The organism is Streptomyces sp. NPDC043878, assembly GCF_056435735.1.
Map to the genome: position 1 here is coordinate 135,663 of NZ_JBWKDW010000010.1, position 18,197 is coordinate 153,859.

An 18,197-nucleotide genomic window follows, 5' to 3' on the forward strand; every position below is an offset into this window, starting at 1 on the left:
GTCCGGCGGGTGGCGTTCAGCCGGTCGTGCGGGACGTGGGTCGCGGCGGCCGGTGCGGACGGGTGCTGCGGATCAGCCAGAGGGTGGCGGCCAGACACAGCGCGGAGACGCCGCACAGCAGCAGCGGGACCGCGCGGACCCCGGTACTCTCGATCGCCCTGCCGAGCAGCGGTCCCGCGGCCACGCCCCCGACCCTGGACGCGGCGATCACCAGGGCTCCGGCCCGCCGGGTCCGCGGGGCGGCCCTGCTGAGCCAGGGCAGGCCGGTGGGGAAGACGGGGGCGATGAACAGACCGACGCCCGCGTAGGCGTACGGCGCCAGCTCGCGCACCGACGCGAGCAGCAGGCAGACCGTCATGCCCGCACAGGACACGGTGATGATCGCCTGCGCCGAGAAGCGCAGGGCGAGCGGTGCGACCAGGAAGCGGCCGGCGGTCATCATCAGCCAGTAGACGGAGGTGGCGGTCGCGGCGATCCCGGAGCCGTATCCGACGGCCTCCAGATGGGTGGGCTCCCAGCCGCCGACGCCCGCCTCGACGCCCACGTGCAGGACGTACAGCGCGACGAACACGGCGAGCACCGAACGCAGAGCGCGGCCGCGAGCCTGCCCGGAACCGGAACCGGTGCCCGAATCGGACCCGGGTGAGGGTGCCTCGGTTTGCCCTTCCGGCACCGTCGCGCGGTCCCGCACGCCCCGCAGGCACAGCAGCAGAGGCAGGTTGGCGGCCGCGAAGGCGAGGAACACGGCCGGGTAGTGCCCGGCACCGACCAGGCCGATCAGCGCCGGGCCGAGGATCGCACCCACCCCGAAGTGCGCGTTGAGGATGTTCAGCATCGCCGCCGACCGGTCCCCGAAGCCGGTCGCGAACAGCTGGTTGAGGCCGTAGTCGATGCCGCCGAAGCCGAGCCCGGCCAGCAGGGCCGTGGCCAGCGCGACGGGCCAGTTCGGCGCCAGCGCGAAACCCGCCGCACCGGCGGCCATGAGCAGGTACGAGGTGCCGAGGATGCGCCGGTTGCCGATGTGGCCGTGGAGCCGGTCGAAGAGCAGCACGCCGGCCACCCCGCCGACGAAGTGCGCGCTCAGCCCGAGCCCGGCGGCCGAGGGGGACAGGCCGAACTCGGCGCGTAGGGCGGGGAGGGCGGGACCGTAGAGGGCCTGGAGCGCGCCGATGAGCACGAAGCCCGCACAGGAGGCGACGACGGCCGCCGGACTGAAGACCGGGGTCCGCGGGTTCGACGCCGGGCCGGTCGGTGCGGGGGATGTCCTCGGGGAGGACCACCTCGGTCGGCGGTCGTCGGCAGCCCGTCTCTCCGTCGCCACGCGGACACTCCCTCCCTCTTCCTCGATCGGACGTCAGTGATGTTACCGGTAACATCACGCCCGTCAAGGTTTCGTACCGCACCCGCGGGCCTACAGAAGTTTTGGACTACTGGTCCAGCGTCTGGACTGCTAGTCTGAATGCTTCGAGGCCGGAGGGAGCGCAGGGATGGCGGTGGCGGTGGACGCGAACCGGAGCGCGGACGAGGGCGCGGAGGGTGACGCGGGCACGGAGGGTGACGCGGGCACGGAGGCCGAGCGGGACGCGATCCTCGCCGCGCTGGCGCCCGTCGCCGCGGGGATCGCGGCGACGTTCGGCCCGGTGTGCGAGGTGGTCCTCCACGACTACCGGCGGCCCGAGAACTCGGTGGTCGCCGTCTGCGGCACGGTGACCGGACGGGCGGTCGGCGGGGCGATGAGCGAGATCGGCCTGCGCATCCTCGGGCGCGGCGACGACGCGGACGACGACCTCAACTACCTGACCCGAACCGGCTCCGGCAAGCTGGTCAAGTCGTCCACGATGGTCCTGCGCGACTCGACGTCCACCGTGTTCGGCGCGCTCTGCGTGAACCTCGACGTCGGCGCGGTCACCGAGGCCCACGCCCTGCTCGGCGCCCTGGCCGGTCTCGCTCCCGGCCCCGCCGAACCGCCGGTCACCACCTTCGGCAACGACATCGACTCCGTGGTGGACGCCCTCCTCGACGCCCACCTCGGGCGGCAGAACCAGACCTGGGCGGCACTCGACCGCGCCCAGCGCCTCGACCTCTTCCGCGGTCTGGACGAACACGGCGTGTTCGCCGTCCGGCACGCCGTCGAGCAGGTCGCCGCCCGGCTCGGCATCTCCCGCGCCTCCGCCTACAGCTACCTCGCCCAGTCCCGCGCCACCGGCGCCCCGACCTCCGACGGAGGACCCGCGTGACGACCACCACCCCACCGGTCACCCTGGACGACATCCGTGCGGCCGCCGCCCGCATCGAGGGGGTCGCACACCGCACCCCGGTACTGCGCTCCCGCACCCTCGACGCCCTCGTCGGCGCCGAAGTGCACCTCAAGTGCGAGAACTTCCAGCGGGTCGGCGCCTTCAAGTTCCGCGGCGCCTACCACGCGGCCGCCCGCCTCACGCCCGAGCAGCTCGCCCGCGGCATCGCCGCCTACTCCTCGGGCAACCACGCCCAGGCCGTCGCCCTGGCCGCCCGGGAGCTGGGCACCACCGCGGTGATCGTCATGCCCGAGGACACCCCGCGTTCCAAACGTGAGGCCACCGCGGGCTACGGCGCCGAGATCGTGACGTACGACCGCTACACCGAGGACCGCGCCGCCGTCGCCGAGGCGCTGGCCGCCGAACGGGGCCTCGCACTCATCCCGCCCTACGAACACCCCGATGTCATCGCCGGGCAGGGCACCGCGGCACTCGAACTCCTCGAAGAAACAGGAGAGTTGGGTGCTCTGTTCGTGCCCGTCGGCGGCGGTGGGCTGATCGCCGGGAGCGCCACGGCGGCCAAGGGACTGCACCCCGGGATCCGGGTGACCGGGGTCGAACCGGAGGCCGGCGACGACACCAGGCAGTCCCTCGCGGCCGGGCGGCGGGTCAGCGTCCCCGTGCCCCGCACCATCGCCGACGGACAGGCCGTAAACACCCCCGGAGAGCTCACCTTCTCGGTGAACCGGCGGCTGGTCGACGACATCGTGCTGGTGTCCGACGACGAGATCAGGGACGCGATGCGGTTCGTGTTCGAGCGGCTGAAGATCGTCGTGGAACCCAGCGGGGCCTCGCCGCTCGCGGCCCTGCTGACCGGCCGGGCCGGCCCGCTCCCGCCACGCGTCGGCGTGATCGTTTCGGGCGGCAACATCGACGCGGAGCGGTTCGCCCTCATCTGTGGAGGCGCAGGCGCAGGCGCAGGCGGAGGCGGCCGTGCGGGCGCGGGGCGCGGGAGCGTCAGCGGCTGACGCGGTCCCCGTCACCCGAATGGCCGTCCCGGGCGGACAGGCGGACGATGGAGTGGTGGGGCCGGGCGCCGCCTGCCGTGCGGGGCGGCCGGGCGGCGGAGGCGGCCCCGGCCGTGCCCTGCACGGCCGGAAGGGAGAACGGTCATGTTCGAGGTGAAGACGCTCGACAAGCCGGACGAACGCCGGGACTTCCCCCGGGGCCACATCGAGGCGGTCCACATGAGCGGACTGGACTTCGCCGTGGCCACCTTCGAGCCCGGCTGGCGCTGGAGCGAGTCGGTGGGCCCCATCGCGGGGACCGACAGCTGCGCGATCCACCACAACGGCTACGTGGTGGAAGGACGTATGCACGTCCGCATGGACGACGGCGGCGAGGGTGAACTCGGCCCCGGCGACGTCTTCGTGATCCCACCGGGTCACGATGCCTGGGTCGTCGGCGACGAGCAGTGCCTGGTCTACGACTTCGCGGGAGCCATGGCGCAGGACTACGCGAAGGCGGACGACGGCTGAGGCCGGCGGCGAAGGCGGGGTGACGGCTGAAACTGGCGGCCGGAGCCGGCGGCCGGAGCCCGCCGCCCCCGTCCGTGCATGCACCGCGGGGGCGGCGGGGTCCCGCCGCGTTGCGCGTGCGATGACCGGCTTCGCGCAGGCGCGGAGCGTGGCGTGCGGAATACCGAGTGCGGCATACCGCGTACGAAATGCCGGGTACGCAATACGGCATACCGTGTACGGAATATCGCATACGAAGCTCGGCGCACGTCCACCGAACACCGCGGGCGTACGGCTCAGACCGGCAGCAGGCGCGTGACGAGCGCGCCGAGCTGCCGAGCGTTGCGGCACTCGTACATCTCGACCAGGTCGGCGTAGACGGGCGCGGCGGAGTCACCCGTGCCCCACTGCGCACGCTGTTCGGGGTTCAACCAGTAGACACGGCGGGCCCGTCCGGCGATGCGGCGCAGCGCCGGGAGGTTCGGGTCGCTCATGTTCGTACGGGCGTCGCCGAGTACGAACACGGTGGTGCGCGGGCCCACCGCCGCCTCGTAGCGCTCCGCGAACTCGCCCAGCGCGACGCCGTAGTCACTGCTGCCGTGCCAGCCGGTGAGCGTCGCCTCCGCCCGGATGCGCCCGCCGAGCCCCTCCGGGTCCGCCGCGCCGTGCACGAGCAGCCGGGTCACCTCGTCGATCCGGTTGACGAAGGCGAACACGCGTACCTTGCTGAACTGGTCGTGCAGCGCCTGCACCAGCAGCATCGTGAAGTCGGAGAAGCCGGACACGGAGCCCGACACGTCGCACAGCAGCACCAGTTCGGGGCGGACGGGACGCCGCCTGCGCAGCACGGGGCGCATCGGCACCCCACCCGTCGACAGGGAACCGCGCAGGGTGCGCCGCAGGTCGATGCTGCCGCGGGCGGCCCGGCGGCGGCGGGCCGCGAGCCGGGTGGCGAGCTTGCGTGCCAGCGGCTGCACGGTCCGGCGCAACTCGGCCAGCTGGGCCTTGCCCGCGAACAGGAAGTCGACCCGGTCGGCCGTGGGTGCCACCGCGCGCCGGGCGATCTCCTCACGGCCGCGCCGTTCGGCGACCCGGCGCCTGGCCTCCGAGGCCACCATCGCGCGGAACGCCTCGATGCGCCGCCGGATCTCGTCCTCCAGCAGCCGGTCGGCGAAGCCCGTACCACCGCCCCGCGCCCGGACGCCGTCGCGCACGCGCGCCAGCAGGGTCTGCGGCCGCAGCCGGTCGAGCGCCTGGTACGACGACCAGCCGTCCGATCCCGGGGTGGAGCCGTAGCCGCCGAAACCGTCGACCGCCTCGACGGCCAGCCGGCCCAGCAGGGCCGCGTCGTCGGCGACGAGGGCCGCCGCGAGCCGGTTCCGCAGGTCCTCACGGTCGGCGGGTCCTGCGCCGTCGATGCCGACGCGCTGCGGGAAGTACAGGTCGAAGACCGGGTCGAACACCGACCGCTGCTCCGTCGTGTGCAGGAGGGTCGCCGCCAGCCCCTCGCGCAGCAACTCCCGGTCGGCCAGCCCGAGGACCGCCACCGCCCGCGCCGCGTCGACGGTCTCGCCGGTGCCGACGCGGACGCCGTGCGAGCGGAGCGCGGCCGTGAACCCGGTCAGCCGTGCGGTCAACTCCGAGGAGGGTGTGGTCACAGGGCGTCCAGGTCGAGCTTGGCGGCTGCCTTGAGGATGTCGTCCTGATGCTTGAGGAGTACGCCCAGACTGTCGCGTACGACGGTCTCGTCCAGGGTGTCGGCGCCGAGCGCGAGCAGCGTGCGCGCCCAGTCGACGGTCTCGGCGACCGACGGCACCTTGCGCAGGTCCAGGGCGCGCAGCGCCCCGACCACGCGGACCACCGACGTGGTCAGCGCCTCGTCGAGGGCCGGCACCTTCAGCCGTACGATCCGGCGCTCCAGCTCCTCCTCGGGGAAGCCGATGTGCAGGAAGAGGCAGCGGCGGCGCAGGGCCTCCGACAACTCGCGGCTCGCGTTGGAGGTCAGGACGACGAAGGGGCGGCGGGTCGCGGTGATGGTACCCAGCTCGGGAACCGTGACCTGGAAGTCGCTGAGCACTTCCAGCAGCAGTCCCTCGACCTCGACGTCCGCCTTGTCGGTCTCGTCGATCAGCAGGACCTTGGGCTCGTCCCCGCGGATGGCGGTGAGCAGCGGGCGGGGGAGCAGGAACTCCTCGCTGAAGATGTCGGTGCGGGCCTCGTCCCAGGTCTCGTCGCGGCCCGCGCTGATCCGCAGCAGCTGCTTGGCGTGGTTCCACTCGTACAGCGCCCGGGACTCGTCGACGCCCTCGTAGCACTGGAGCCGGACCAGCCGGGCCCCCGCGACCTGGGCTACGGCCTTGGCGAGTTCCGTCTTGCCGACGCCGGCGGGGCCCTCCACCAGCAGCGGCTTGCCGAGGCGGTCGGCGAGGAAGACGGTGGTGGCGACGGCGGGCGAGGCGAGGTAGCCGGCCTCCGCGAGCCGTGCGGAGACGTCGTCGACGGATGTGAACAGCAACGGGGCCTCCAGCTCGGCGCGGCCGACTCCGACCGTGGTACGGAGTACTATCTAAGCGCTTGTTCACCCCCTCTGTCACGCGCTCGGAGCGGCCTCGCCTCCCGCCGGCTGCCGTCCCGCTCGTCGCCCCCCGGCCCGCCGCCGTCCCGTCCGCTGCCGCCCCGTCCGGCCGTCACGACATGACCTCCGTGGCCGACATGACCTCCCTGGCCGTCCCGTCCTCGACGAGCACCACCTCCAGCGTGCGCGGGCCGTGCACCCCCTCGACCCGGTCGAGTTCGATGTCGCTGGTCGCCGACGGGCCGGAGATCCATGTCAACGGGCGGGCCGGGTCCAGGCGTTCGAGGGCCTGGGGGACGGAGGAGACGACCTGGTCCGGAACGCGCACCACGCAGACGTGGTGGTCGGGGACGAGGGTGATGCGGCGTCGGCCCTGGTTCGGGGAGCCGTCCAGGACGAGCGTGCCGGTTTCGGCGATCGCCACCGCGCAGGCGGTGACCACGCTGTCGAGGCGGTCCAGTTCGTGCGGGGTGCTCTCGGCCCGGTCGGGCACCTGCTCGGCGTCGGCCGACGCGAGCCAGCCGGGATCGAGGCCAGGCGGCACGAGCACCGTCCGCGCGCCGCGCGCCGCGAGCATCCCGGCGAGCGTGTCCGGCAGGTCGGCGGCTACGCAACGGTGCACGATCGCACGGTAGTCGGCGAGGTTCTCGGCGAGCAGGTCGACGGTCTGCCCGGTGCCCCGCTCGCCGTGCTCGCGCACGTAGCCGCGCCGGACGGCCTGCTCGTACGGCGGGTCGTCCGCGGGGACGTCCGCCAGGGCGCGCCGCACCCGGCTCAGGATGCGTTCCCTGCTGTTCACTTCGCTCCGTCCTTCCCGCCGCCGGTGCGCCGCCACCAGTCGCGGAACGGTTCCGGGGGCACCGGCGGCAGGTCGCGGGTGTCGCTCCAGGCCCTGCCGGGGCCGGGCAGCGAACGCGGGTGCAGCCGGCGGGTGCGGGAGACGAACCGCTGGCCGGTGCGCAGGGCGCCGGGGTGGCTGAACGCCCAGCGCGCCGCCCGCATCGCCGCCCGCTCGGCGGCGTGTCCCTTCGCCGGCCGCAGCACCACCTTGTTGCCCTCCCGGGTGGCCGGGCCGCCCTGGACGACCCGCTCCCGCAGGTGCACCAGCACCTCGGGGATGTCGATGGCGACCGGGCACACCTCGTAGCAGGCGCCGCACAGCGAGGAGGCGTACGGCAGCGAGGCGTCGATCTCGCTCCGGGTGCCCCGGAGTTGGGGACTGAGGATGGCGCCGATCGGGCCCGGGTAGACCGAGCCGTAGGCGTGGCCGCCCGCCCGCTCGTACACCGGGCAGACGTTGAGGCACGCCGAGCAGCGGATGCAGCGCAGGGCCTGGCGGCCGACCTCGTCGGCGAGGGTGTCGGTGCGGCCGTTGTCGAGGAGGACCAGGTGGAAGGCGCGTGGCCCGTCCTCGTCGGTGGTGCCCGTCCAGGTCGAGGTGTACGGGTTCATCCGCTCGGCGGTCGAGGAGCGGGGGAGGGTCTGCAGGAAGACCTCCAGGTCCCGCCAGGTCGGCAGGATCTTCTCGATGCCGACGACCGAGATCAGCGTCTCGGGCAGGGTCAGGCACATCCGCCCGTTGCCCTCGGACTCCACCACGACCAGCGTGCCGGTCTCGGCGATCACGAAGTTGGCGCCGGAGACGCCGACCTTGGCGCGCAGGAACTTCTCCCGCAGGTGGAGGCGGGCGGCCTCGGCGAGTTCGGCGGGCGTGTCGGTCAGGCCCTCCGGTGCGGGGCGGCCCCACTCGCTCATCTCGCGGGCGAAGATGTCGCGGATCTCGCCCCGGTTGCGGTGGATGGCCGGGACCAGGATGTGCGAGGGCCGGTCCTTGCCCAACTGGACGATCAGCTCGGCGAGATCGGTCTCGTAGGCGTGGATGCCGGCCGCCTCCAGGGCCTCGTTGAGCCCGATCTCCTGGGTGGCCATGGACTTGACCTTGACGACCTCGCTCTCTCCGGTGGCCCGGACCAGGTCGGTCACGATCCGGTTGGCCTCGTCGGCGTCGGCGGCCCAGTGGACCGTGCCGCCCGCCGCGGTGACCGCCTCCTCCACCTGCAGGAGATACCGGTCGAGATGGCGGAGCGTGTGGTCCTTGATCTGTTTCCCGGCCTCCCGCAGGGCCGCCCAGTCGGACACCTCCGCCACGGCCCTGGCCCGCTTGGTGCGGATGGTGTGGGTGGCGTGGCGCAGGTTCCCGCGCAGGGTCCGGTTGCCGACGGCTTCGCGCGCGGCCTCGGGGAAGGCCGGCATGCCGACGAAGGTTCCGCTCATGCCGCCGGGTCCTCCTCCGTGCTCGCCAGGATCTCCGCGATGTGCACCGGCCGCATCGCGGTACTCAGCCGTGCCATCGTGCCCCCGATGTGCATCAGGCACGAGTTGTCGGCCGCGCACAGCACCTCGGCGCCCGTCGACTCGGCGTTGCGGACCTTGTCCGCGCCCATCGCCGCCGAGACGTCGGCGTTCTTCAGCGCGAACGTGCCGCCGAACCCGCAGCACTCGTCGGCGCCGGGCAACTCGGCCAGCTCCAGGCCCTTCACGGCCTGGAGCAGCCGCCGGGGACGCTCACCGAGGCCGAGGCCGCGCAACCCGTGGCAGGTCGGGTGGTAGGTCACCCGGTGCGGGTAGTACGCGCCGACGTCCGTCACCCCGAGCACGTCCACCAGGAACTCCGTCAGCTCGTAGGTCCTGGGCACCACGGGCGCCAGCGTGGCCGCGAGAGTGTCCCCGCGCCCCTCCGCCCGGGCCCGCTCACCCATCCGCGGATACAGCTCGCGGACCATCGCCCCGCATGACCCGGACGGCGTCACGATCGCCTCGTACTCCCCGAAGACATCGGAGAAATGCCGGGCGAGCGGCTCCGCCTCGTGTCGGTAGCCGGTGTTGTAGTGCGCCTGTCCGCAGCAGGTCTGTGCCATCGGGAAGTCGACCTCGACGCCCAGTCTGGTCAGCAGTTTCACCACGGCCCGCCCGGTTTCGGGATACAGCGTGTCGTTGACGCAGGTCAGGAACAGGGCGACACGCATCGCGGCTCCTTGTGGTCGGTCATCGGATGAGTGACAGCGTAGTGGGCTGGGCGGCCCGGGGTGCGGTCCGGGGAACAACCACTCACGCGCGGGTGAGCCGGTCCTGCGCGGCCCGCCACCGTGCCGTGTCCCCGCGCGGCTCGTACCGGGTCAGCGGCTGGGTGCGGACCAGCAGTTCACGCATGTCCGCACGGTCGCCGACCAGCCCGTGGGCGCGGGCCTGTACCAGGACGTTGCCGAGGGCCGCCGCCTCCGTGGGGCCCGCGACCACCGGCAGCCCGCAGGCGTCGGCGGTCAGCTGGCACAGCAGCGCGTTGCGGGTGCCCCCGCCGACGACGTGCACGACGTCGACCGGATGACCGGCGAGCCGCTGCGCGTCCTCGACGGCCCTGCGGTGGGCGAGGGCGAGGGAGTCGAGGATGCAGCGGGTGGTCTCGGCGCGGGAGCGCGGCACCGGCTGCCCCGAGGCGCGGCACGCCTGAGCGATCCGCTCCGGCATCCGGCCCGGCGCGAGGAACGCGGTGTCGCCCGCGTCCACCACCGACCGCAGGGCCGGCACCCCGGCCGCGTCGAGCAGCAGCCCGCCGAGTTCGGGGTCGCCCCAGGCCCGCAGACACTCCTGGAGCAGCCACAGGCCCATGATGTTGCGCAGGTACCGGACGGTGCCGTCCAGCCCGAGTTCGTTGGTGAAGTTCGCGGCCCGGCTCTCCTCGGTGAGGACGGGCGCGTCCAGCTCCAGTCCGGCCAGGGACCAGGTGCCGGTGCAGATGTACGCGAACCGCCCGCCCGTCGCGGGGACGGCCGCCACCGCGGACGCGGTGTCGTGCGAGCCGACCGCCGTCACCGGCACCGGCCCGGTGAGCCCGGTCTCCTCCAGCACCTCGGGCCGCAGCGCGCCCGCCGGGTCGCCGGGCCGGCGCAGCGGCGCGAACAGGCCGAGGTCGACGCCGAGCCGGTCGGCGGTGTCGTACGACCAGTCACGGGTGCGGGGGTCGACGAGCTGGGTGGTCGAGGCGTTGGTCAGCTCGGTGCCCTGTTCCCCGGTGAGCCAGTACGCCAGCAGGTCGGGGATGAGCAACAGGCGCCGGGCGTGCTCCAGTTGGGCGGAGCCGCGCGCCGCGGTCAGCTGGTACAGCGTGTTGAAGGGGGCGTACTGCAGTCCCGTCGCCGCGTACAGCTCGTCGGCGGGCAGGGTCGCCCAGACCTTCTCCGCGACGCCGTCCGTGCGGGTGTCGCGGTAGTGCACGGGGTTGCCGAGCAGGGCCCCGTCGGCGTCGAGGAGGCCGTAGTCGACGGCCCAGCTGTCGATGCCGACGGAGTCGAGCCGCCCACCGAGGCGCGCGCCCGCCGCGCGCAGCCCCTCCAGGACGCCCGCGTACAGCGCGAGGACGTCCCAGCGCAGTCCCTCGGGCAGGCGGACCGGCCGGTTGGGGAAGCGGTGGGCCTCGGTCAGCTCCAGCGCGTCGGCGCCGACGCGGCCGACCATGACGCGTCCGCTGGACGCGCCGAGGTCGACCGCGGCGTACGACCGCACGCCCGGGTCGTTGGCGGTGCTCATCGCAGGAACGCGGCCGCGACGCCGGCGTCGACCGGGACGTGCAGCCCGGTGGTGTGCGTCAGCTCCCCGCCGGTGAGCGCGAAGACGGCGTTCGCGACGTGTTCGGGCAGCACCTCCCGCTTGAGGATGGTCCGCTGGGCGTAGAACTCGCCGAGCTTGTCCTCCGCCACGCCGTACACGGCGGCCCGCTGCGCGCCCCAGCCGCCCGCGAAGATGCCGGAGCCCCGCACCACACCGTCGGGATTGACGCCGTTGACGCGGATGCCGTGCTCGCCGAGTTCGGCGGCCAGCAGCCGCACCTGGTGGGCCTGGTCGGCCTTGGTGGCGGAGTAGGCGATGTTGTTGGGGCCGGCGAACACCGCGTTCTTCGACGCGATGTAGACGATGTCGCCGCCCAGCTTCTGGGCGATCATCACGCGGGCCGCCTCGCGCGAGACGAGGAAGGAGCCGCGGGCCATGATGTCGTGCTGGAGGTCCCAGTCCCCGGCGGAGGTCTCGAGCAGCGGCCTGGAGATGGAGATGCCGGCGTTGTTGACCACCAGGTCCACCCCGCCGAAGGCCAGCGCCGCCGTCCTGAACGCCTCGGCGATCTGCTCCTCGGACGTCACGTCGACGATCGCGGCGACCGCCCTGTCGGGCCCGCCGAGGTCCTCGGCGACCTGCGCGGCGTTCTCCGCGTCCAGGTCGGCGACGACGACGCACGCGCCCTCGGCGACCAGCCGGTGGGCGATCGCCCTGCCGATCCCGCTGCCGGCGCCCGTCACCAGCGCCACCCGCGTGGCCAGCGCCTTCGGCTTCGGCATCCGCTGGAGCTTGGCCTCCTCCAGCGCCCAGTACTCGATGCGGAACTTCTCCGACTCCTCGATCGGCGCGTACGTCGAGACGGCCTCGGCCCCGCGCATCACGTTGATCGCGTTGACGTAGAACTCGCCGGCCACCCGCGCGGTCTGCTTGTCCTTGCCGAAGCTGAACATGCCCACGCCGGGGATGAGGACGATCGCCGGGTCGGCGCCGCGCATCGCGGGGGAGTCGGGAGTGGCGTGCCGCCGGTAGTACGCGGCGTACTCCTCGCGGTAGGCGGTGTGCAGCTCGTCCAGCCGGGCGATCGCCTCCTCGAGGGGAGCGGTCGGCGGCACGTCGAGAACCAGTGGCCGCACCTTCGTCCGGAGGAAGTGGTCGGGACAGGAGGTGCCGAGCGCGGCGAGCCGGGGGTGCGCGTCGCGGGCCAGGAAGTCGAGGACCGCGTCGGAGTCGGTGAAGTGGCCGACCTGGGCCCGGTCCCGCGAGGCGAGGCCGCGGACGTACGGCGCGAGGGCGGCGGCGCGCTCCCGCCGCTCGGCCTCGGGCAGCGCCTCGTAGCCCTCGATCACCGGCCCGAAGGGCTCCGGCCTGCCGCGGTCGGCGAGGAACGCCTCGGCGGTGCGGATGATGTGCAGCGAGTTGCGTTCGCACTCCTCGGACGTGTCGCCCCACGCCGTGATGCCGTGCCCGCCGAGGACACAGCCGACGGCCCGCGGGTTGGCCTCCTTGACGGCCGCGATGTCCAGCCCGAGCTGGAAACCGGGCCGGCGCCACGGCACCCACACCACGGTGTCGCCGAAGCACTCGGCCGTCAGTTTCTCCCCGTCGGCCGCGCAGGCGAGCGCGATCCCGGAGTCGGGGTGCAGGTGGTCGACGTGGGCGGCGTCCACGAGTCCGTGCATCGCCGTGTCGATGGACGGGGCCGCGCCGCCCCTGCCGTGCAGGCAGTAGTCGAAGGCGGCGACCATCTCGTCCTCGCGGTCGAGGCCCGGATAGACGCCGGTGAGCGCGCGCAGCCGGTCCAGCCTGAGCGCGGCCAGGCCCCCCTCGGCCAGGGTGCCCAGGTCGCCGCCGGACCCCTTGACCCACATCAGCTCGACGTCACCGCCGGTGACGGGGTCGGTGTCGGTGCCCTTCGCGGAGGTGTTGCCGCCGGCGTAGTTGGTGTTGCGGGGATCGGAGCCGAGCCGGTGCGAGCGGGCCAGCAGAGCGGCGGCTTCGGGATGCGGTGCCATGTTCTTCTCCTACTTTCTTGCACAGAGACGAGGGAAGCGCCCGAGGGGGCGCGGGGAACGGCGCGATCAGCCGCGTCCGGACCGCGGCCCGCGGGCCGCGGTCCGTGCGATCCGGTGGACGCTCAGGTCGGGTCCGTGGTCCGTGCGATCCGGTGGACGCTCAGATCCGGCGCGCGGACCGTGGACCGCGTGACCCGTGGACGCTCACGCCCCCCACCCCGCCTGCTCCCCACCGACCCGCTCGGCGACGATCTTCTCGGCCCATCCCGAGCGCCGGTAGGCGGCCATCGGGTCGGGGTCCAGCCCCGACTCCTCACGCAGCTCGCGCAGCAGCGGACGTACGTCCGTGTTGTACGCGTCCATGATCACCGCGTTGGCGGCCAGCACGTCCCCGTCGCGCTGCGCGGCGCTCAGCGCGTCCCGGTCCACCAGCAGCGCCTTGGCCGTCGCCTCCTGCACGTTCATCACGGAGCGGATGATCGCGGGGATCTTGGCCTCGATGTTGTGGCACTGGTCGAGCATGAACGCGACCTCCGGCGTGAACCCGCCGCCCCGGATGACCTCGTACATGATCCGGAACAGCTGGAAGGGGTCCGCCGCGCCGACCATCAGGTCGTCGTCCGCGTAGAAGCGCGAGTTGAAGTCGAACGCGCCGAGCTTCCCCTCGCGCAGCAGCGTGGCGACGATGAACTCGATGTTGGTACCGGGCGCGTGATGGCCGGTGTCGACCACGACCTGCGCCTTCGGGCCCAGCTTGAGGCAGTGCGCGTAGGCCGTGCCCCAGTCCGGCACGTCGGTGGCGTAGAAGGCCGGCTCGAAGAACTTGTACTCCAGCAGCATCCGCTGGTCGTCGCCGAGCCGGTCGTACACCGTGGCCAGCGCCTCGGCCAGCCGGTCCTGCCGGTCACGGAGGTCGTCCTGCCCGGGATAGTTGGTGCCGTCCGCGAACCACAGCTTCAGGTCCCGGGAGCCCGTCGCGTCCATGATGTCGACGCACTCCAGGAGGTGGCCGACCGCCTTGCGCCGTACCGCCGCGTCCGGGTGGCAGACGCTGCCCAGCTTGTAGTCGTCGTCCTGGAAGGTGTTGGAGTTGATCGCGCCCAGCTTCAGGCCGCGTTCCTCGGCGTGCCTGGCGAGGGCGGCGTAGTCCTCGACCCTGTCCCAGGGGATGTGCAGGGCCACGGTCGGCGCGACCCCGGTGACGGCGTGCACCTGGGCGGCGTCGTCCAGTTTCTCCCGCGGGGTACGCGGTACGCCGGGCTGCGCGAACACCTTGAAGCGGGTCCCCGAGTTCCCGTACGCCCATGACGGTGTCTCGACTGCCTGGGTCCTGAGTGCGGTCTTCACCGCGGCGAGCTCGGTCACTTCGGGGCTCCTGTGACGTCGGGTCGGAAGACGGGGAAACACGTTCCGTGTGAAACGATTCAAGATGGGAAGCTATGAGCCTCCCGAAGGGGTGTCAAGCCCTCCGGCCCAGGCTGTTGCTCGTGACCCGGCCGTGACCTACGGGCATTGAAAGTTTTTCGATACGGACCCATTGACGTGACATGGGCCGCATGCCTAACGTCCCGGCAACCAAGTTGAAACCTTTCACGACACCGTGAGGCCCGCCTGACGGGCGTCGTCGAGGAGCTCCCATGACCCACCCGTCCGACACGGGTCCGGCCCCCGTCCTGTCGCTGGAGGACGTATCGAAGTCCTTCGGCGCGGTCCGCGCACTGCGGGACGTCTCCCTGGAACTGTTCCCCGGCGAGGTGCACGCCCTCGCCGGCGAGAACGGCGCGGGCAAGTCGACCCTCATCAAGACCCTCGCGGGGGTGCACCGACCGGACGCCGGCCGGGTGCTGCTCGACGGTGAGCCCGTCGTCTTCCACGGCCCCGGCGACGCACGCGACGCCGGCATCGCCGTGATCTACCAGGAACCCACGCTCTTCCCCGACCTGTCGATCGCCGAGAACATCTTCATGGGCCGCCAGCCCCGGCGGGCTCTCGGCCGCATCGACCACAAGGCCACCCACGCGGCCACCGCCGCCCTGATGCTGCGCCTCGGCGTGGAACTCGACCCCGACCGCCCCGCCCGCGGCCTGTCGATCGCCGACCAGCAGATCGTCGAGATCGCCAAGGCCCTCTCCTTCGACGCCCGCGTCCTGATCATGGACGAGCCCACCGCCGCCCTCACCGGCAGCGAGGTGGCCCGCCTCTTCGGCGTCGTCCGCACCCTGCGCGACCAGGGCGCCGCCGTCCTGTTCATCTCCCACCGGCTGGAGGAGATCTTCCAGATCTGCCGGCGCGTCACCACCCTGCGCGACGGCGCCTGGATCGCCAGCGAGGAACTGGACGGCATGACGGAGGACGACCTGGTCCGCCGCATGGTGGGCCGCGACCTCGACGAGCTCTACCCCAAGCAGGACGTCAAGCCCGGCGCGGTCGCGCTCAGCGTGCGGCGGCTGACCCGCGAGGGCGTCTTCACCGACGTGTCCTTCGACGTACGGCACGGTGAGATCGTCGGTCTCGCCGGACTCGTCGGCGCCGGCCGCACCGAGGTGGCCCGGGCCGTCTTCGGCATCGACCGCTGGGACGCCGGCGAGGTGGAGGTCGAGGGCCGCGGGCTGACCAACGGCGCCCCCTCCACGGCGATGGCCGCCGGACTCGCCCTCGTCCCCGAGGACCGGCGCGCCCAGGGCCTGGTGATGGACATGTCCATCGAGCGCAACATCGGTCTGACCGGCCTGCGCACGACGGTGAGGGCCGGCCTGGTCGACCGCGGCGCCGAACGCAGCCGCGCCCTCGACTGGGCGGTGAGACTCCAGGTCAAGTACGCCCGTATCGCCGACTCCGTCAACACGCTGTCCGGCGGCAACCAGCAGAAGGTCGTCCTCGCCAAGTGGCTGGCGACCGGGCCCAAGGTGCTGATCGTGGACGAGCCCACCCGTGGCATCGACGTCGGCACCAAGGCCGAAGTGCACCGGCTGCTGAGCGAGTTGGCCGCCGACGGCGTGGCCGTACTGATGATCTCCTCCGACCTGCCCGAGATCCTCGGCATGGCCGACCGGGTGCTCGTGATGCACGAGGGGCGCCTGACCGCCGAACTCCCGCGCTCCGAGGCCACCGAGGAGACCGTGATGGCCGCGGCCACCGGGAGGGCCGCCGCATGACAGCCCGTAGGACCACGAACCCCGCCCGGAGGGCCGCCGCATGACGGTGACCGCACCCAATCCCGCCCCCGCCGCCGAGGTGCACAGGTCCAGTGGCACCCGGCTGGTGGACCGCGTCTTCAGGATGCGCGAACTCGCCATCCTGGTCGTCTTCCTGGTGATGATCGGCATCACCCAGGCCGGCAACAGCGAGTTCCTGTCCGAACAGGGCGTCAAGGACCTGCTGCTGAACGCGACCATCCTGGTGCTGGTCGCCACCGGCCAGTCGCTGGTCGTCATCACCCGCAACGTCGACCTGTCGGTCGGCTCCACCCTCGGCGTCAGCGCCTTCGCCGCCGGCGTCTACCTCCAGGGCGGCGGCAACCCCGTCGTGGCGATCGTGCTGGCCGTTCTCCTCGGCATCGGCTGCGGACTGGTCAACGGACTGCTCGTCAGCCTCGGCCAGGTGCCCGCGCTCGTCGTCACCCTCGGCACCCTGTACATCATCCGCGGCATCGACTCCATCTGGGTCGGCTCCCGCCAGATCACCGCGGCGAACCTCCCGGACGGCTTCATCAACTTCGGCTCCGGCGGCGTCTCGGCGGTGCCGTGGCTGGCGATGATCGCGCTCGCGGTGCTGGTCGCCACGGCGTACTACCTCAAGCAGTTCGGCAGCGGACGCGAGCTGTACGCGCTCGGCTCCAACCCGGAGGCCGCCCGCCTCGCGGGCATCCCGGTCCGCAAGCGCATCCTGGCCGCCTACACCTTCTGCGGGGCCCTCGCCGGACTCGCCGGCGCCCTCTACCTGGCCCGGTTCGGCAACGTCGACTCGGGCACCGGCAACGGCTACGAACTCACCGTCGTCAGCGCGGTCGTGGTCGGCGGCGTCGTCTTCACCGGCGGCTCCGGCAGTGTCTACGGCGCCGCCCTCGGCGCCCTGCTCCTGACCTCCGTCAACAGCGTCCTGCCCGCCCTCGGCGTCAGCTCCGTCTGGGTGCTCGCCATCAACGGGATCCTGCTGGTCCTCGCCATCGCGGTCGACCGGGTCGTCGCGCTGCGCGTGGCCGCCGCCCTGAAGAAGAGGAACGCCCGCCATGGCTGACTCCGCTCTCGCGCGTGCCGTCCGCTGGTCCGCCCTGAAAAGGTGGGATTCAGCCGTCGGCGTCCTCCTGCTCGTCGTGCTGCTGCTGTCGTTCGGGTTCGTGGACGGCTTCGGCAATGCCCTCAACCTGTCCTTCCTGATCGGCAACACCCTGCCCATCGCGCTGATCGCGCTGCCGATGACCCTGCTCGTGGTGGCCGGCGAGATCGACCTGTCGGTCGCCTCCACCGCCGGCCTGTCGGGCTCGGTGATGGGCGTCCTGTGGAACCACGGCATGACGATCGAGACGATCATCCCGGTCTGCCTGCTCCTCGGTGTGGCGTGCGGACTGGTCAACGGCCTGCTGGTGACCCGGCTCGGCCTGCCGTCCCTCGCCGTCACCATCGGCACGCTGGCCGCCTACCGGGGCATCGCCCAGATCCTCCTCGGCTCGGACGCGGTCACCGACTTCCCCACCCAGTACCTGGACTTCGCGGCCGGCCGGATCGGGGACACGTTCATCCCCCAGGTGTTCCCGCCCTTCCTGGTGCTGCTCGCCATCGCCGTGGTCGTGCTGCACGCCACCCCCTTCGGGCGCTCGGCGTTCGCGGTCGGCGCCAGCGAGGAGGCCGCGCGGTTCGCCGGCATCCGGGTCCGGCGGCAGAAGCTGATCCTGTTCACCGCCACCGGCTTCATGGCCTCGCTCACCGGCGTCTTCTGGGCGTTCCACTACGCGAGCGCCCGCTACGACAACGCCACCGGACTCGAACTGTCCGTCGTCGCGGCCGTCCTGCTCGGCGGCATCGACTTCGACGGCGGCAAGGGCACGCTCGGCGGCGCCGTCGCGGGAGTGTTCCTGCTCGGCGCGCTGCAGAACGTGATGAGCCTGCTGAACGTCTCCGCACAGTCGCAGATCGTCGTCACCGGCGTTCTGCTCGTCGTCTCCGTGCTCGGCCCCCGGGTCGCACGGCAGATCTCCGTAGCGAGGGCGGGCCGCAGAGCCGCCTCGACTCCGACCTCGTGACCCGCTCCG

At 72.5% G+C, this 18,197-nt stretch carries 15 protein-coding genes; 6 read left to right on the top strand and 9 right to left on the bottom strand.

Annotated elements, in window-relative coordinates:
- Positions 1-16 precede the first annotated feature (16 nt).
- Positions 17-1,177, bottom strand: coding sequence for an MFS transporter (locus tag AC07AZ_RS16250; RefSeq protein WP_478848274.1), 1,161 nt, complete (start codon positions 1,175-1,177; stop codon positions 17-19).
- 310 nt (positions 1,178-1,487) lie between these two features.
- Here AC07AZ_RS16250 and AC07AZ_RS16255 point away from each other — a divergent pair, with 310 nt between their 5' ends.
- The 3 genes from AC07AZ_RS16255 to AC07AZ_RS16265 all read left to right on the top strand — a co-directional run bounded on the left by AC07AZ_RS16255 (position 1,488) and on the right by AC07AZ_RS16265 (position 3,775).
- On the top strand, positions 1,488-2,237 hold the full coding sequence (locus AC07AZ_RS16255) for a helix-turn-helix transcriptional regulator (protein WP_478848059.1): 750 nt from the start codon (positions 1,488-1,490) through the stop codon (positions 2,235-2,237).
- Positions 2,234-3,265: a pyridoxal-phosphate dependent enzyme gene (locus AC07AZ_RS16260; RefSeq protein WP_478848061.1), complete on the top strand. Its 1,032-nt coding sequence runs from the start codon at positions 2,234-2,236 to the stop codon at positions 3,263-3,265. The genes AC07AZ_RS16255 and AC07AZ_RS16260 overlap by 4 nt, the downstream gene beginning before the upstream one ends.
- A gap of 144 nt (positions 3,266-3,409) precedes the next feature.
- The gene (locus AC07AZ_RS16265) at positions 3,410-3,775 is read left to right on the top strand and encodes a cupin domain-containing protein (RefSeq protein WP_478848063.1); all 366 of its coding nucleotides are present in this window, start codon (positions 3,410-3,412) and stop codon (positions 3,773-3,775) included.
- Positions 3,776-4,050: 275 nt separating this feature from the next.
- Here AC07AZ_RS16265 and AC07AZ_RS16270 read toward each other — a convergent pair whose 3' ends face one another.
- The 8 genes from AC07AZ_RS16270 to rhaI all read right to left on the bottom strand — a co-directional run bounded on the left by AC07AZ_RS16270 (position 4,051) and on the right by rhaI (position 14,314).
- Positions 4,051-5,412, bottom strand: a complete 1,362-nt coding sequence (locus tag AC07AZ_RS16270) for a vWA domain-containing protein (protein ID WP_478848065.1) — start codon at positions 5,410-5,412, stop codon at positions 4,051-4,053.
- Positions 5,409-6,266 (bottom strand): AAA family ATPase, encoded by an 858-nt coding sequence (locus AC07AZ_RS16275; protein WP_478848276.1) that lies wholly within the window; start codon positions 6,264-6,266, stop codon positions 5,409-5,411. Before AC07AZ_RS16275 ends, AC07AZ_RS16270 begins: the two co-directional genes overlap by 4 nt.
- Before the next feature lie 175 nt (positions 6,267-6,441).
- On the bottom strand, positions 6,442-7,128 hold the full coding sequence (locus AC07AZ_RS16280) for a LutC/YkgG family protein (RefSeq protein ID WP_478848066.1): 687 nt from the start codon (positions 7,126-7,128) through the stop codon (positions 6,442-6,444).
- Positions 7,125-8,603 carry a LutB/LldF family L-lactate oxidation iron-sulfur protein gene (locus tag AC07AZ_RS16285; protein WP_478848068.1) on the bottom strand — a complete coding sequence of 493 codons (1,479 nt, stop codon included), beginning with the start codon at positions 8,601-8,603 and terminating at the stop codon, positions 7,125-7,127. Before AC07AZ_RS16285 ends, AC07AZ_RS16280 begins: the two co-directional genes overlap by 4 nt.
- Entirely contained in the window at positions 8,600-9,355 is a 756-nt protein-coding gene (locus tag AC07AZ_RS16290; protein WP_478848070.1) for a (Fe-S)-binding protein, read from the bottom strand. The genes AC07AZ_RS16285 and AC07AZ_RS16290 overlap by 4 nt, the downstream gene beginning before the upstream one ends.
- 82 nt (positions 9,356-9,437) lie before the next feature.
- Complete coding sequence (locus tag AC07AZ_RS16295; protein WP_478848072.1) at positions 9,438-10,913, bottom strand: rhamnulokinase; 1,476 nt, start codon at positions 10,911-10,913, stop codon at positions 9,438-9,440.
- Entirely contained in the window at positions 10,910-12,949 is a 2,040-nt protein-coding gene (locus tag AC07AZ_RS16300) for a bifunctional aldolase/short-chain dehydrogenase (RefSeq protein ID WP_478848074.1), read from the bottom strand. Before AC07AZ_RS16300 ends, AC07AZ_RS16295 begins: the two co-directional genes overlap by 4 nt.
- Positions 12,950-13,153: 204 nt before the next feature.
- A complete protein-coding gene (gene rhaI, locus AC07AZ_RS16305) occupies positions 13,154-14,314 on the bottom strand; it encodes an L-rhamnose isomerase (protein WP_478848076.1) in 1,161 nt (386 codons plus the stop codon).
- 272 nt (positions 14,315-14,586) lie between these two features.
- On the opposite strand from rhaI, the gene AC07AZ_RS16310 reads away from it, so the two are divergent.
- From AC07AZ_RS16310 to AC07AZ_RS16320, 3 genes are read left to right on the top strand one after another with little or no spacing between them, the layout of a single operon-like run.
- Complete coding sequence (locus tag AC07AZ_RS16310) at positions 14,587-16,104, top strand: sugar ABC transporter ATP-binding protein (protein WP_478848078.1); 1,518 nt, start codon at positions 14,587-14,589, stop codon at positions 16,102-16,104.
- Between the two features lie 40 nt (positions 16,105-16,144).
- A complete protein-coding gene (locus tag AC07AZ_RS16315) occupies positions 16,145-17,185 on the top strand; it encodes an ABC transporter permease (protein ID WP_478848080.1) in 1,041 nt (346 codons plus the stop codon).
- Entirely contained in the window at positions 17,178-18,188 is a 1,011-nt protein-coding gene (locus AC07AZ_RS16320; RefSeq protein ID WP_478848082.1) for an ABC transporter permease, read from the top strand. The genes AC07AZ_RS16315 and AC07AZ_RS16320 overlap by 8 nt, the downstream gene beginning before the upstream one ends.
- Positions 18,189-18,197 lie beyond the last annotated feature (9 nt).